We start from the raw sequence: 14,785 nt of genomic DNA, 5'->3' as shown, positions 1-14,785 counted from the left end.
GTGATTTCAGACTACAACAGTTTCGTCAGGATTGGTGTAAAATTTGCAGCAGCGTTCACATAGTATCCGGAAAGAAGGGCCTGATAGCGGGCAGCCATCTCCTTATGCAGGCCAAAATAGTGAAGCTGCTGTTCCAGATAGTAGGAGAGATACTTACCGGTATCCAGTGCGTGGCCGGAGTGGAGTGCGTGATCCACAAGGGCGGGTTTAATGGAAGCGATACTTATGGCAGCCAGCATGGGATAGTCGGTATCTTTTCCGACAGCGCCATATTCTTTAATGCGCGAGGCATTAAAGGTTAACAGGCGTTGATGAATGGCAGGAAAAAGTATGATTTCATCATAAAACCTTCCAAAGGGCAGACACTCCAGACAGAGACGGAGTTCCAGCGCGCTGGAGATAAAAAACATATCAAGAGGAGTCGTCTGCGGCTCGCAGGCAAGAAAAAGGGATTCAAAGGAGTTACGGACATCGCGGTAAATCAGTGTGGCGATTTCTTCTTTCCCTTTAAAATAGTAGTCGATCAGGCCGAGATTGATGTTGGCCTGTCCGGCGATCATGCGTGCGGTGGTTGCTTTATAGCCGTGTTCGTAGAAAAGGCTGCGGCCTGCCCTTAAGATGCTTTCCTTTGTTTCACTTCCTCTGTTATTATGTTTCATGACAGTACCTCCTGCAGCTTGAAAATATTCCGAAATTTTCGTGGTTTGTTTGATAAAATATATTATACATGTATAATGAAAAAACGAAAATGGAAATAAATACCGTAAATACAGGTGCTGATTTCAAGCGTTACAGGCAGAATGCCGAAAATAAAAAATAGAATTGACATTTGAAATTATACATGTATAATAAGCGTATCAAGTAAACAAAATCACCTGGAGACAGGGCAGACAAAGACGTTTGGATATGCGGAGAGGCCGCGCCGAACGTCTTTTTTGTTTATCTGAAAGACTGTCAACGTGGCTGCCGCGGTGAAATGCGGAAGAAGGGAGAATCATTATGAAAAAGAGAATGTTTGGAACGAGATTAACGGGTCTGGCTCTGGCTGCCTCATTGGCGGTGGGCGCGCTGAGCGGCTGCGGTGCGAAAACAGAGGCAAAAGCGCCGGCTGCCGACGGTGTTACGGTAGTAAAGGTTGGAACCGGCAACAATGCAGCTCCTTTCTGTTACCTTGACGAGGATGGAAATCCCGTCGGCTACGATCTGGATGTGCTGAAAGAGCTGGATAAGCGGCTGGAGCAGTACGAATTTGATATTCAGACCATGGACTTTTCCACACTGGTGGTCTCCATTGATTCCGGTTCCATCGACATGCTGTCTCATCAGCTTGTAAAGAGTGAGGCGAGAAAAGAAAAGTACTTATTTCCGGATGAGTACTACTGCCTGTCTCCGATGAGCCTTTGTGTGAGAAGCGACAGCGGAATAACCAGCATGGCCGATCTGGCAGGAAAGACCATGGAACAGAATCCGAGCGCATACGAGTATCAGATGATGATGGCGTATAACGAGGCTCATCCGGGGAACGAGGTTGAGATTATCGGAGTAAGCGACCAGTCGACTGCCGACTCTTATAAGAAGGTGTCGAATGGGCAGGTAGACGCGGCTCTGACGTACAAAGCAACGTATGACAGTGTGATGGATGACCTGGGAATCACGAATTTAACCCTGACAGATGTGGTGATGTGTGAAGATACATATATGATGTTTGCCAAGGACCAGGCGGAGCTTGTGGCGGCGGTAAGCCAGGCGACGAAAGAAATGAAGGAGGATGGGACGCTCGGAGAAATCTCGAAGAAATGGTTCGGCGGGGAAGACGTTTTTACCTCCTATGCGGATATGGTTGCGATTTCAGTGGAATAAGAATGATTCTGCCGCTGTGACTGGCAGTACGAGTCCCAAGGAGGGAAGCATATGGAAAATACATACCATTTATCGCAGGTGCCGGGATATATTCCGAGGATTCTGAAGGCCTTTCCGATGACAGCGGAGATTCTGGCGCTGTCGCTGCTGTTCAGTCTGGTAATCGGAACGCTGGTTGCAGCCGGGGCGCTGAGCAGCCACAGGATTCTGGGGAGAATCTCAAAGGGGTATATATCGTTTATGAGAGGTATTCCCACACTCGTTCTGATCTTTCTTCTGTATCTGGGGCTGCCGCAGGTGATGGCGGCACTGGGCGTCGATTTATCGGGGGTGAGCAAGACCTCCTATATTATCGCAAGCCTCTCCCTGAGTACGTCGGCCAATATGGCGGAAATGATGCGCGCGGCGTATCTGGCGGTGGAAAAGGGGCAGAGGGAGGCGGCCTACAGTGTTGGAATGAAAGGAAGCTCCGCATTTTTCCGTATTATATTTCCGCAGGCGTTCGGCATCGCAATTCCGACGCTGGGAAACAATATTATTCTCCTGTTCAAGGAGACTTCGCTGGCCTTTACGGTGGGAGTCATTGATATTCTTGGAAAGGCGAGGGCGATCAGTTCAGCCAGCTACGGGAGCAACCGGCTGGAGGTATACTTAGCGGCGGGCATCATATTCTGGGCGGTATGCGCTCTGTTGGAGCAGCTCAGTAAATGGGCTGAGAAACTGTATACAAAGGGCAGACGGCAGGCGGCCGGATAGGAGGGAAGTCGGATGATAGATTTTAAATTTATAGCGGAATCAGTTCCGGATATCTTAAAGGCCATTCCCGTTACGCTGATGCTGGCGCTTTTATCAGCGGCGGCCGGCTGGCTTCTGGGACTTGGAATTGCCAGTCTTCGGAGGGCAAAAACACCGGTAGTCTCTCAGATATGCGCCGTGTTTGTCTCCTTTATGCGGGGCGTTCCCATGGTTATTCTTTTGTACGTTGCCTATTATGCGCTTCCCGTTATGGTTTACAGCTATGGAGTCAGCATCGGGAGAGAATTCGACGTATCGGTTGTTCCGCCTGCCGTATATGCAATCGCGGCCCTGACCCTGGATCAGGCGGCCTATTCGTCCGAAATATTCCGGGCCGCGCTTGGGGCGGTGGATGAAGGACAGAGAGAGGCGGCCTACAGCGTGGGGATGACGAAGCTGCAGGCGATGACAAGAATCGTATTTCCACAGGCCATGGCTGTGGCGGTGCCGAATCTGGGCGGACTGTTTCTGGGACTGGTGAAGGGAACGTCCCTGGCGTATTACGTCGGGGTTTATGAGATTACAGCCACAGCCAATTTACTGGCGATGCCGGCGCTGAATTTCATCGAGGCGTATCTCATCACTACAGTGATCTATGAACTGATCAGTTTTTTCTTCAACAGACTGTTCGGAACAGTGGAAACCCGTTTAAAACGTTTCAGGGCCGGTGCGGCGGCGTGAGAAAGGAGCTGTTTGTATGGAATACATGGTCAGACTTGACAACATACACAAATCATTTGGAAAGAATCACATTTTAAAAGGCGTAGACTTAACAATTAAAAAAGGAGAGGTTGTGGTCATTCTGGGCCCCAGCGGATCCGGAAAAACGACGCTTCTGCGGACTGTGAATTTTCTCGATTCCGCTGATGACGGAAGCATTACGGTCAACGATTTTACGGTGAACGCAAAGAAGCATACGAAGTCCCAGATTATTGAACTCAGACGGAAAACCGCCATGGTGTTTCAGAATTATAATCTGTTTCAGAATAAGACAATTCTGGAAAATGTGATGGAAGGTCTGGTGACGGTCAAAAAGTTCAAGAAGGAGGACGCGGAGAGAGTCAGCCGGGAAATACTGGAAAAGGTAGGACTGTCCGAGCGGTGTGATTTTTATCCCTCTCAGATATCCGGAGGGCAGCAGCAGAGAGCGGGGATTGCCCGTGCACTGATCCTGGATCCGGATGTGATTCTGTTCGATGAGCCGACCTCGGCTCTGGACCCGGAGCTGGTGGGGGAAGTGCTAAATACCATTAAGGCCGTAGCGCAGACCGGAATTACCATGATTGTAGTCACCCACGAGATTGCATTTGCCAGGGAGGTGGCTTCCAGGGTGATCTTCATGGAGGGCGGCGTGGTGGTGGAACAGGGACCTCCCTCTGAGCTTCTGGTCAATCCGAAGGAGGCCAGAACGAAGCAGTTTTTAAAGCGCATCACAAGTCCAAACGACGGGATGGCAGAAGTTTGTTAAAGCGAACTGTATTTATGGAAGACGGCGGACTCGTGTGAAAAGCGGGTGAGGAATCGTCTTAGAAAAGAGGTGGAGAGTATGTCGGCTGTCAATACGATATGGGTGCTGTTTGGCGCCGCTCTTGTTTTCTTTATGCAGGCCGGATTTGCCATGGTGGAGACCGGATTTACAAGAGCAAAGAACTCCGGCAATATCATTATGAAAAACCTGATGGATTTCTGTATCGGAACTCCGATCTTCTGGTTTGTTGGGTTTGGTATCATGTTCGGTTCCTGGGGAAGCGTTTTCGGCGGATTTGATTTTTTCCTGATGGGAAATTATGATTCTGTGCTTCCGGCCGGAATCTCCAAATGGACCTTCGTAATTTTTCAAAGTGTCTTCTGCGCGACGGCGGCCACCATTGTATCCGGGGCGATGGCGGAGAGAACGAAATTTTCGGCCTATTGTGTCTACAGCGCCGTTATCTCCATGGTGATTTATCCGGTCTCCGGGCACTGGATCTGGGGCGGCGGCTGGCTTGCCAATCTGGGGTTCCATGATTTTGCTGGTTCTGCGGCGGTACATATGGTCGGAGGAACCGCGGCCGCGGTCGGAGCGTATCTTCTCGGGCCGAGAATCGGAAAGTATGGGGAAGACGGGAAAATCAAGGCAATTCCGGGACACAACATTACACTGGGAGCGCTGGGAGTGTTTATCCTGTGGTTCTGCTGGTTCGGGTTCAACGGCTGCTCTACTGTCAGTATGGAAGGAGACGCCATGGAGACGGCGGGGCTGATCTTCATGAATACGAATCTCGCGGCTGCGCTGGCCGGCTGTGCCACCATGTTTTATACGTGGTTCAAATATAAAAAGCCGGATGTCTCCATGACGTTAAACGGAGTATTGGCCGGCCTGGTCGCCATTACTGCAGGCTGCGACGCAGTGACTCCATTCGGAGCGGCGGCAATCGGTATCTGCGCCGGTATCCTGGTAGTCGTTGCGATTGAGATGATTGAAAAAAAGCTGAAGATTGACGATCCGGTCGGTGCGATCGGGGTCCACGGTGTCTGCGGAGCGTTCGGCGCCGCTGCGGTTGGCTTATTTGCAAAGGAAGGTGGGCTGTTCTACGGAGGAGGTTTTTCCTGTCTGGGAATTCAGCTTCTGGGTGTTCTTTCTGTGGCGGCCTGGGTGTTTCTGACCATGAATGTCGTATTCCGCGTGATCCGGAAGACCATGGGTCTTCGTGTGACGAGGAGAGAGGAGATCGAGGGACTTGACAGCACGGAACACGGTCTGGCAAACGCCTACGCGGATTTCCTTCCGGTGGTGCCGGCCGATGATCTGATGGCAAACGTGGATTCTGTACTCGGCGCAGCTCCCGGAAGACGGGATATTCCGGTGGATGAGGCAATTCCTGTGAGAGCAAGGGTTTCGGAGACAGGGGAATCAGAGCTGTCCAGGGTGGATATTATCCTGAAGCAGTCGAAGTTTGAAGATCTGAAGAATGCGCTGAACGGAATCGGCATTACCGGCATGACGGTGACGCAGGTTCTCGGATGTGGGATGCAGAAGGGGGCGGCGGAGTATTACCGCGGAGTTCCGGTGGATATGACGCTGCTGCCGAAGGTAAAGATCGAGGTTGTCGTGGCAAAGGTCCCTGTGGAGGAGGTTGTGTCTACGGCCAGGAAAGTACTCTATACAGGCCATATCGGTGATGGGAAAATATTCATCTATGATGTGCGGGATTCCGTGAAGATCCGTACGGGTGAGACCGGATACGACGCCATGCAGGGAGACCAGGACTAAAACTTAGAACAGGAGGAGAGAAAGGATGAAAGTAGTAATTTGCCAGGGCGAGGCCATAGGAGGGCGGCCTTCGCGGGAGGAACTGATCCGTTATTGGAAGGAGCAGCTGAAGGAGATTCCGGAGGTGGATGAGGTTGTATTTCACAACGGGTTCAGCAGCAGGAAGAAGGATGAGATTGCGGGAGATGCCGACGCACTTTTAGGAGCCTGGATTCAGGACTGCTGCGAAGAGACGTTCTTATCGAACCATCCCAGGTTAAAGTATCTTGCGTCGTTTGCCCATGGATATGGGGAGTTCGACCGGGACGCGGCAGAGAAACATCACATTACCATGACGAATACGGTTTACGGGGATGTGACCATTGCTCAGTTTGCCATGGCGCTGCTGCTCGATATCTGCCATAATGTGAGACTTCAGGATGAGTACTATAAAAAATGTATGGATCGCCATGAGATCATTGGATTTGGCGGCGGCCTGCGGGTGCAGAGCAGGCAGATTGAGCTGTTTGAGAAGACCATGGGAATCATCGGCCTTGGAAGCATCGGCCTGTGGACCGCCCGTATGGCGGCGGGATTCGGTATGAAGGTGATCTCCTTCAGCCGCCATAAGAAGACCGGTCCGGAGTATGATTTTATCGAACAGGTGGGATTGGAGGAACTGTTTCTGCGCAGCGATGTCATCTCGATTCACTGTCCTCTGACCGATGAATCCTACCATATGATTGACCGCGCCGCCATAGAAAAGATGAAGGATGGCGTGATTCTGATTAATACGGCGAGAGGCGCAGTCATCGATGAGGAAGCCCTGATTGGAGCGTTGGATTCCGGAAAAATATACGCGGCCGGTTTAGACGTCGTGGACAACGAGCCGTTAAAGGAGCGGTGCGCGCTGATGAACTGCAGCAACGCCGTCATTACGCCGCATATCGCGTGGGCGCCGGAGGAGGCCAGATACAGGACAGTCCGGGTAGCGGCGGAGAACTTAAAAAACTGGATTCATGGGATGCCGACCAGTGTGATTGCATAGGAAGAAGAGAGGAAGTTAAAAGCAGGTGAAAGAGAGTACGACAAGAATGGGAACGGCCCCACTGTTCCCGCTGCTTCTGTCTATGGGGATCCCGGGGCTTCTGGGGACGATGACAACCTATCTCTACCGGACTGTAGACCAGGTGTTTGTGGGAAATTATGTGGGCCGGTATGCGCTGGGCGGTTTATCGGTACTGGCGCCTTTTAATAATGTGATGATTGCCTTGTCCCTGTTTATCACGGTGGGAGGAGCGTCGCTCCTTTCACTGGCAATCGGAAGCGGCAACGATGAGAAGGCAGGACGCCTTTTTACGAATATTATCGTCCAGGCCACCGGCATGGCGACGGTTGTATCTCTGGTGTTTTCCGTGTCGGCAGAACCTTTTGTCCGGCTGTGCGGGGCTTCGGAGGAAACGGAGACGTACCGTTATGCCGTAGAATATCTGCGGATCGTGTCGCTGGGGCAGGTATTTAATATGCTGAATGTAGGACTGGCGGCAATAATCCGATCAGAAGGGAGCGCAGGCTACTCCATGGCGGCCAATATGATCGGCGCGGTCTGTAATATCATTCTGGATTACTTCCTGATCGCGCGGGGCGGTATGGGAGTGGAGGGAGCGGCGCTGGCTACCGTAATCAGCCAGATGGCAGGAGCGGCGTTCAGTGCGGCGTACTTCCTCACAGGCAGGAGCGGTTTAAAATGGGCGGGCTTCAGCGCGGTGGATGGAAGGCAGATGATTTATATTATAAAAATGGGAATCGCTCCATCCGTTTTCCAGATGCTTTCCTTTGTGACCAATATTATGATGAATAAGGCGCTGCTGAAATACGGGGATCTTGATCCGGTCTATTCACTTTTGGGAGGCGGCGAACTGTGCGTCTCCGCCATGGCTGCTGCGGTGACGATGGAGAGCTTTATCGTCTCTCTTACCTCTGGCATTAACCAGGCAGCCTCCCCGGTGATCAGCTATAATTATGGAGCCAGAAAGTACAACCGTGTAAAAAAGGCTTCGCTGATATCCCAAAGCATGACCGTGATACTGTCAGCGGCCGTGTGGGCGGCCATGATGGCGGTTCCGGCAGCTCTTGTCCGGATGTTTGGCGCGGGGGACGAGGCGTTTGTGACCTTCGGCGCCCATGCCATGAGGATTTGTAAAATACTGGCGCTGTTCAGCGGCTATCAGATGCTGGTCAGTATGTATTTTTCCGCCATCGGAAGATCGGATCAGGCAACCCTGGTATCGTTTTCCAGGCATGGGATCTTCCTGATTCCGGCGCTGCTTCTCTTCCCGAGGTTCTTCGGGCTTGCCGGCGTACTGTATGCGGCTCCGTTTTCAGATGCCTGTTCCCTGCTGGTAGTGTCCTGTCTGTATGGAAAAGATATCAGACGGGTCGGAAGGCTGAGAGACGGAGAAACAGTATTGAACAAAAACAGATTTATTTCTGCGAAAATGAAAGAGAAGACCGCTGTAAAAAGTGGTCTGGCATAGAAAGGAAAAGGGTGAAGGATATGAAAGAATGGAATGTGTTCAGTGATGCGGTTGCCAATAAGCCGGAAAGCAGGAGAGCGAGCGCGAATTTCGGAAAAACAGATATCGGCCGTCTTGTCCGGATGGGGCTCAATGAAAATCCGTATGGGATGTCGCCCAAAGCATTAAACGCAATAGCTGAGACGGCTGCCGGATCAAATCTCTACGGCGATTTTCAGGCAAATGAGCTTAAAAATACTCTGGCGGAATATTACGGCATGAGCTATGATAATTTCATCACAGCCGCCGGTTCCAGCGCCTGTATCGAGCTTGTCGGCAATACGTTCTTAAATCCCGGAGATGAGGTTCTGATGTGTCCCACGTTTGCCGCCTTTCTCGATATGGCTTACATTCACCAGGCCAAACCGGTGACGGTACCCTTAAAGAGCGATTTAACCTATGATCTGGAGGGACTCCTTGAGGCTGTTACGGAAAAAACGAAAATCATAGTGATCTGTAATCCCAATAATCCGACAGGAACGTATGTGAACGGCGACAGCCTGCGTTCATTCATCGACCGGGTTCCGGAGGATATCGTTATCGTGATGGATGAGGCTTATATCGAATTTTCAACAGCTCCTGACTGCGAGAGCATGATAGATCTCGTCCGGCAGGGAATCGAAAAACCGCTGCTGGTTCTGAGAACGTTTTCCAAATATTATGCCATGGCAGGCGTACGGGTTGGTTATGTGGCGGCTGCGCCGGAGTTAATAGCAGCCATGAAAAAATGCCCGTGTAACTGTAATATCAATAAGATGGGGCAGGCGGCAGCGGTGGCAGCGATGAAAGATCAGGAGTATTATCAGGAGGTTAAGGCCCTGGTGGTCGCGGGACGTAAGTATATTGAAACGGAGCTGGAAGCCATGGGGTGCAGAGTGTATCACTCCCAGACGAATTTCATCTATTTTGATGCCCACGTAAGCCCGGAGTGGCTGAGGGATCGATTGGCGGAACGCGGAATCATGATCAGTTCCAACCAGATCAGCCGTGTATCTGTGGGAACGGCAAAGGAAAATGAGATGTTTATCGGGGTGATGAAGGAAGTGCTGGAGAACGTAGAGCTGGCTTCATAATTCCGCCGTCCGGGGTTGACAACAGTGATATAATGTACTTGTAACAGTATAAATTACTTAACACACCTATTTGTTTATCAAATTTGAAGGCTGCTAAGCAATCAGAATTTTGGAGGAAAAGACAAATGAATACTTTAAAAGCTGAAAAGAGAAGCATGTCCATCAAAGCAAAACGATTGAGAAGAGAGGGGTACGTTACCGGTAATGTCTTTGGCAGAGATATCCAGGAATCCATACCTGTTAAAATCGAGAGAACTGTGGTGGAACGGCTTCTTAAAACCTGCAATAAAGGAAGCCAGATCCTGTTGGACGTGGATGGCCAGGCTTACGATGTCCTGATTAAAGACATATCCTTTAATGCAATGAAGGGGATCGTAGAGGAGATTGATTTCCAGGCGCTTGTAAGAGGCGAAAAAGTCCACTCCGTCGCGGAAGTTATCCTGGTAAATCACGATAAAGTGATGAATGGAGTCCTGCAGCAGCAGCTTCAGGAGATTTCGTACAAGGCTTTGCCGGAGGCCCTGATTGATAAGGTGCGGATTGACGTTGGAGACATGAAGGTCGGTGATACAATCCGGGTGGCGGATTTAGATATTGCGAAGAATAAAAATGTTGATCTCGTCACTGATTTAGATACAACCGTCGCAACGGTTACTGCGGTGCACGCAGCAGCGGAGGAACCGGCAGAGGGGACAGAAGAGGCGGCTTCTGAGACGAAATAGAGGTACGGCAGGACTAAGGCGCGTAGGAACATCATGTTCTTACGCGCTTTTTTTGTAAAAAAAGTTACGGTATATCCGACATGATAAACTTTAGAAAAAACTCAGTATATCTTCTGATTATCTTCATTGAAATATCCACATCATATATAGTATACTTGTCCCCGTGACGAAGTAAATAAATGGACAGAGGTAACGATGAAACGATTAATAAAATGCTCTTTTGATATATCGCTTAAAAATTGGCCTGTACTGTTGGCCTTTAATATGCTGTATAAAATGTTCAGCTACTCGATTCTTTACTCGGTTACGAGTGATGTGCTGGAACTGATCTTGAAAACTGCGGGGGTATCTTATCTGTCGGCAGAGAATTTCTCACTTATTCTGCTTAAGCCGTTTTCCGTGTTTTTGTGTCTGTGTATCCTGTTTCTGACTGTTTTTTCCGTTTTCTTTGAAACGGTGGCACTCTTTGTTTACTGCGAAAACGGGTGGCAGCAGCGCCGCATTTCCATTTTGCAGCTGTTAAAGCAGACGCTGGCTCACTGCAAAAAAATATTTCATATACAGAATCTGCTGCTGTTTTTAGGATTTATTCTGACTACGTTTTTAACTGTTCTGCCTTTTACGCCTTATATATTACGCTGGCTCAGTATACCCGAGTTTATCATGGATTTTATTCAGCAAAACATGCTGTTTTTTTCTGCTTTTATTATTATTGCCGTCATAGCAAATGCGGCCTGCTTACTTTTCCTGCTCTTTCTGCCAGGTACTCTGTTTCAGAATCAGTCCATGAAAGCTGCCTGGCATGATGGGTTACAGCTGTTAAAAAAGAGAAAAACTGCTGTGCTTCTTCATATTTTTGGGGCATTTGCCGCCTTTGGTATTGCTGCAGCTCTTCTGCTGGGTGCTGCGATTCTGGGCCTGGTTTATTATACAAAGCAGGTAGAAAATCCGCTTATGGCGGCTGAAACATTTGTGAGTTACTTTGACCGGGCAGTGCCGGTGGCCGTATTTATCCTGAGCAGCCTTTCTACTATCTGGCTGTTTTCACTGCTCATATCATTGTATCATCAGTATAGAGAAGACGTCAGACCGTCAGCCGTTTTGCGAAACAAAACAGGACTTCTTTACCATCTTAAGCAGGCTGTTGTAATCGCATTCACTGTGATTGCGATTGTAATATTCAGCGAGACTGAGTTAGGCGGTTCTTTTACTGCGGAAACCTATGCAGGGCCCAAAATTGTTGCCCACCGCAGCGGGGCTTTATTTGCACCGGAAAACACCATGGCTGCGCTGGATCATGCGATTGCCATGAACATTGATATGGTGGAGATTGATGTGCAGCAGCTGAAAGATGGAGAACTGATTCTATTGCACGACGACAGCTTTAACCGTACTACAGGCGAGAACAAAAAAGTGTGGGAGGCAGGGTATGATGAGGTGAAGCACTATGACGCCGGCAGTTGGTTTTCTCCTCAATTTTCCGGTGAGCGGATTCCAAAGCTGGATGATTTTCTGATGAGAGCCAGGGACAATATTAGGGTTATGATAGAACTGAAATCCACAGGGCATGAGACGAATCTTGTGGAAAGAGTCGCTGCACTCATTGAAACATATGATATGCTCGACCAGTGCAATATCGGTTCTATGAATCTGGAACTTTTAAAAGAAGTCAAAGCTATTAACCCCCAAATTGAAACCGTCTATATCACGCCATTGATTTATTCACTTCAATACGATATTGATTTTATTGATGCCTTCAGTGTGGAAACTACCATGCTGACGAGAGAGATGGTTGTGAGCATGCATTGGAATGGCAAAGACGTATATGGCTGGACAGCCAACTCGAAAGAGACCATTAAGAAAAATTTGCAGTGTCAGGTAGATGGCATTGTAACAGACAATCCGGAACTGGTGAATCATTACGTCATGCAGACATGGCATAATCGTTTGTTATCCGCGCTGCTCCAGACGTTTTTCAATACAACGTCAGCTGATCAGAACGATATGCAGTAATGATTTGTAATGAAGCGGGAAGTGGATTGTTTTTTTTCCCGCCAGTTGGTATAATAAATCAAAAGGAATGCGGTTTGATTTCTATAAGATCACATAAGAAAAATTCGGAGAAAGAACAGACATGATCAGACAAGCGATTCAAAAGATAATGTGCTGCTGCGGCAATGGTGTCGGGACTTCATTGATTATGCAGATGACAATAGAAGAGGCTTTGGAGTATCTGGGAATGGACGATATCGAGGTTTCCTTTGGCTCTTTGTCGGATATTTCTGCAGACAGGGCAGATTTATTTATTGTATCTCAGGAGCTGCTGGAAAGTCTGGGGGATTTGCCGGCCGTTGGTCTGGAGGACCTTATGGATTCAGAGATGGCGGCGGAACTATTAAAACCATTATTGGGGATTGAATGACTCTATGGCAGTTGGATATCTAAATGAACGTACAAAAAAGATTATCGATATGATATTAAAACGAGTCGGCGCGCTTAGCATTCAGGAGATCGCGGATGAATTAGCTGTGTCCACCCGTACGGTTTATAACGAGCTTGACCGGGCGAATGACTGGCTCCATACGAAACAACTGCCGGATATTCAGATCATACGCGGGAAGATACAGCCTTTTACAGAAGAGGAAAAAGGTTCCTTTGAGGCGGTTATGCAGACCGAGCAGCCTCATGATGATTACATTTTCACACCAAGTGAACGGACGCGTATGATTGTGTGTCAGATTATAGTCTCCAGAGAACCAGTCTATGTAGAAAACCTGATGAACACATGCCTTGTAAGCCGTAATACAATATTTGTTGACCTCCAGGCGGTTATCTCCCAGCTGCATGCATATCAGCTTGGGCTCGGATACGAAAAGAAAAGAGGGTATTGGATCGATGGAGATCCCATTCGTATCCGTGCCATCTTTTTTCTGTATTTTAACATGCTGGAGCCTCTTTTATCGTCCGGAAAGCTGCGCTTTCTGTATTTGGATGAGATGGAATTTCATTTAAAACAGATTGAACAGGTGGAGAAACGGTTGGGGGTAAGTTACGTCCGGAATGATATGCTTGCACTTGCCGCAATGCTTCCGGTTATGGAAAAGGGAGAGGACAGCCTGTATTTTACGGATGTAAGCACAGAAAAGGTAAAGGTTTCAAAAGAATATCAGTTGGTAATGGAATATTTTCCGACGCTGTCTGATATGGAAAAGGTATATTTGTCACTGCATTTTCTTGGAGGAAGGCTGGAGTCTTATTCCAGAACAGAGGCCGACACCGGGGATAATGAGTTTGCCCTGGAAATCACAAAAAACCTGATAACAGAATTTGAACGGGAGGCTTGTGTTCTATTCGAACGGAAAGAGGATCTGATCCGCAATTTGTACCGCCATATCGCAGCCTCTCTTTATCGTTACCGGTTTGGTATTCAGATTGGCAATCCGATGGCAGAAGACATTCGGAGGGAGTATCCTTATATTTTTGATACAACGCGGGCTGTAGTAAAGTATCTGGAACAGCAGATCGGTGTTTTAATCTCTGACAGTGAAGTGGCTTATCTGGCCCTCCATTTCGGCGCCCACTTAGAATATGCGGAACGTGATGAAAAGGAACTGCGTATTCTTGTGGCATGTATGAATGGGGTGGCAACAGGAAATATGATCAGTCATGAACTGAAGAGAATTTTACCCCAGGCGAGGATCGTCGCCGTAATGGCAGCTTCGGAAATCGTAAATCCGCAAAATATGTGCGATATCATTATTACATCCGTTCATGTAAAGGCTGTCGTTCCGGTTATCGTGGTAAATACGATTTTAAATGATTTCGACCGTAAAAATATTCTGAATCATCCGCTGATCCGCAGCAGATTTGGCTTTATCGATACAGATGCATTATTTAAAGTGGTGAAAAAATATGTTGATCCGCAGCACCATATGGAACTGAGGCGCGAACTGGAAAAATTCTTTGCCCGGCAGAAGGAAGAAAAACAGCCAGTCTTAAAGCCTGATATCTGGCGGCTTACGGACTTTCTGACAGAAGACAGAATCCTGTTTCTTGACCGTAATGGAAGAGAAAGGACGGAAGAGAAAAGGGAGTGGAGCGGCGATGGCTATTCGACCGGCTGGGAAAGAGCACTCTATACGGCGGCATCACCGCTTCTGGAACGGGGGAGTATGAGCGAAGAGTATGTACGGTGTATCGTAGACCGGATGGTGGAGGCGGGGCCTTATATGTTTATTACCCGGGATTTGATTCTTGCTCATGCACGGCCGGAAAATGGTGTAAAACATCTGGATCTGTCCATTGGCATAGCAGCGGACGGAATTGAGTTTGAAGGCGGTAAAACGGCGAGAGTCATCTTTTGTCTGGTTGTGGAAGACCAGCAGAAGCATATGGGGATTCTTCAGGATATTCGTAAAACCCTTGCGAAACCGAGGCAGATTGATGAGCTGGTCAGAGCAGAGAGCGCTTATGAGGTGTGTGATATTCTTCGCTCCAGACTGACAGATCGATAGAAAGAAAGGAATT

General features: G+C 48.7%; 13 protein-coding genes. 12 read left to right on the top strand and 1 reads right to left on the bottom strand.

The features are described from left to right. Positions 1-11: 11 nt before the first annotated feature. Positions 12-659 carry a TetR/AcrR family transcriptional regulator gene (locus NE473_RS14950; protein ID WP_022033353.1) on the bottom strand — a complete coding sequence of 216 codons (648 nt, stop codon included), beginning with the start codon at positions 657-659 and terminating at the stop codon, positions 12-14. A gap of 340 nt (positions 660-999) precedes the next feature. On the opposite strand from NE473_RS14950, the gene NE473_RS14945 reads away from it, so the two are divergent. The 12 genes from NE473_RS14945 (at position 1,000) to NE473_RS14890 (ending at position 14,772) form a co-directional block, all read left to right on the top strand. Next, complete coding sequence (locus NE473_RS14945; protein WP_138314496.1) at positions 1,000-1,860, top strand: transporter substrate-binding domain-containing protein; 861 nt, start codon at positions 1,000-1,002, stop codon at positions 1,858-1,860. 51 nt (positions 1,861-1,911) lie between these two features. After that, positions 1,912-2,616 (top strand): amino acid ABC transporter permease, encoded by a 705-nt coding sequence (locus tag NE473_RS14940; protein ID WP_256154593.1) that lies wholly within the window; start codon positions 1,912-1,914, stop codon positions 2,614-2,616. A 12-nt stretch (positions 2,617-2,628) separates the two neighbouring features. After that, complete coding sequence (locus NE473_RS14935; protein ID WP_256265312.1) at positions 2,629-3,336, top strand: amino acid ABC transporter permease; 708 nt, start codon at positions 2,629-2,631, stop codon at positions 3,334-3,336. Between the two features lie 25 nt (positions 3,337-3,361). Beyond that, a complete protein-coding gene (locus tag NE473_RS14930; RefSeq protein ID WP_055652477.1) occupies positions 3,362-4,123 on the top strand; it encodes an amino acid ABC transporter ATP-binding protein in 762 nt (253 codons plus the stop codon). A gap of 78 nt (positions 4,124-4,201) precedes the next feature. After that, entirely contained in the window at positions 4,202-5,908 is a 1,707-nt protein-coding gene (locus NE473_RS14925; protein ID WP_256265311.1) for an ammonium transporter, read from the top strand. A 25-nt stretch (positions 5,909-5,933) separates the two neighbouring features. Continuing rightward, the gene (locus NE473_RS14920) at positions 5,934-6,935 is read left to right on the top strand and encodes a 2-hydroxyacid dehydrogenase (protein WP_055652475.1); all 1,002 of its coding nucleotides are present in this window, start codon (positions 5,934-5,936) and stop codon (positions 6,933-6,935) included. A 25-nt stretch (positions 6,936-6,960) separates the two neighbouring features. Continuing rightward, complete coding sequence (locus NE473_RS14915) at positions 6,961-8,424, top strand: MATE family efflux transporter (protein WP_256265310.1); 1,464 nt, start codon at positions 6,961-6,963, stop codon at positions 8,422-8,424. Between the two features lie 20 nt (positions 8,425-8,444). Then, the gene (locus NE473_RS14910; RefSeq protein ID WP_256265309.1) at positions 8,445-9,536 is read left to right on the top strand and encodes a pyridoxal phosphate-dependent aminotransferase; all 1,092 of its coding nucleotides are present in this window, start codon (positions 8,445-8,447) and stop codon (positions 9,534-9,536) included. 125 nt (positions 9,537-9,661) lie between these two features. Further along, entirely contained in the window at positions 9,662-10,258 is a 597-nt protein-coding gene (locus NE473_RS14905; RefSeq protein WP_022033361.1) for a 50S ribosomal protein L25, read from the top strand. Between the two features lie 195 nt (positions 10,259-10,453). After that, positions 10,454-12,271, top strand: coding sequence for a glycerophosphodiester phosphodiesterase family protein (locus tag NE473_RS14900; protein ID WP_256265308.1), 1,818 nt, complete (start codon positions 10,454-10,456; stop codon positions 12,269-12,271). Positions 12,272-12,392: 121 nt separating this feature from the next. Further along, a complete protein-coding gene (locus tag NE473_RS14895) occupies positions 12,393-12,680 on the top strand; it encodes a PTS sugar transporter subunit IIB (RefSeq protein WP_006776478.1) in 288 nt (95 codons plus the stop codon). Between the two features lie 4 nt (positions 12,681-12,684). Next, positions 12,685-14,772, top strand: coding sequence for a BglG family transcription antiterminator (locus NE473_RS14890; protein WP_256265307.1), 2,088 nt, complete (start codon positions 12,685-12,687; stop codon positions 14,770-14,772). The last annotated feature ends 13 nt before the right edge of the window (positions 14,773-14,785 follow it).

Origin of the sequence: Hungatella sp. SL.1.14 (assembly GCF_024460495.1) — a bacterium.
GTDB classification, from domain to species: domain Bacteria; phylum Bacillota; class Clostridia; order Lachnospirales; family Lachnospiraceae; genus Hungatella; species Hungatella hathewayi.
This window is presented reverse-complemented; position numbering and strand designations above follow the sequence as displayed.

Bases quoted from the DNA above. Each gene is read 5' to 3' on its own strand.
- NE473_RS14950 (WP_022033353.1), bottom strand. From the start codon at position 659: ATGAAACATAATAACAGAGGAAGTGAAACAAAGGAAAGCATCTTAAGG.
- NE473_RS14945 (WP_138314496.1), top strand. From the start codon at position 1,000: ATGAAAAAGAGAATGTTTGGAACGAGATTAACGGGTCTGGCTCTGGCT.
- NE473_RS14940 (WP_256154593.1), top strand. From the start codon at position 1,912: ATGGAAAATACATACCATTTATCGCAGGTGCCGGGATATATTCCGAGG.
- NE473_RS14935 (WP_256265312.1), top strand. From the start codon at position 2,629: ATGATAGATTTTAAATTTATAGCGGAATCAGTTCCGGATATCTTAAAG.
- NE473_RS14930 (WP_055652477.1), top strand. From the start codon at position 3,362: ATGGTCAGACTTGACAACATACACAAATCATTTGGAAAGAATCACATT.
- NE473_RS14925 (WP_256265311.1), top strand. From the start codon at position 4,202: ATGTCGGCTGTCAATACGATATGGGTGCTGTTTGGCGCCGCTCTTGTT.
- NE473_RS14920 (WP_055652475.1), top strand. From the start codon at position 5,934: ATGAAAGTAGTAATTTGCCAGGGCGAGGCCATAGGAGGGCGGCCTTCG.
- NE473_RS14910 (WP_256265309.1), top strand. From the start codon at position 8,445: ATGAAAGAATGGAATGTGTTCAGTGATGCGGTTGCCAATAAGCCGGAA.
- NE473_RS14905 (WP_022033361.1), top strand. From the start codon at position 9,662: ATGAATACTTTAAAAGCTGAAAAGAGAAGCATGTCCATCAAAGCAAAA.
- NE473_RS14900 (WP_256265308.1), top strand. From the start codon at position 10,454: ATGAAACGATTAATAAAATGCTCTTTTGATATATCGCTTAAAAATTGG.
- NE473_RS14895 (WP_006776478.1), top strand. From the start codon at position 12,393: ATGATCAGACAAGCGATTCAAAAGATAATGTGCTGCTGCGGCAATGGT.
- NE473_RS14890 (WP_256265307.1), top strand. From the start codon at position 12,685: ATGGCAGTTGGATATCTAAATGAACGTACAAAAAAGATTATCGATATG.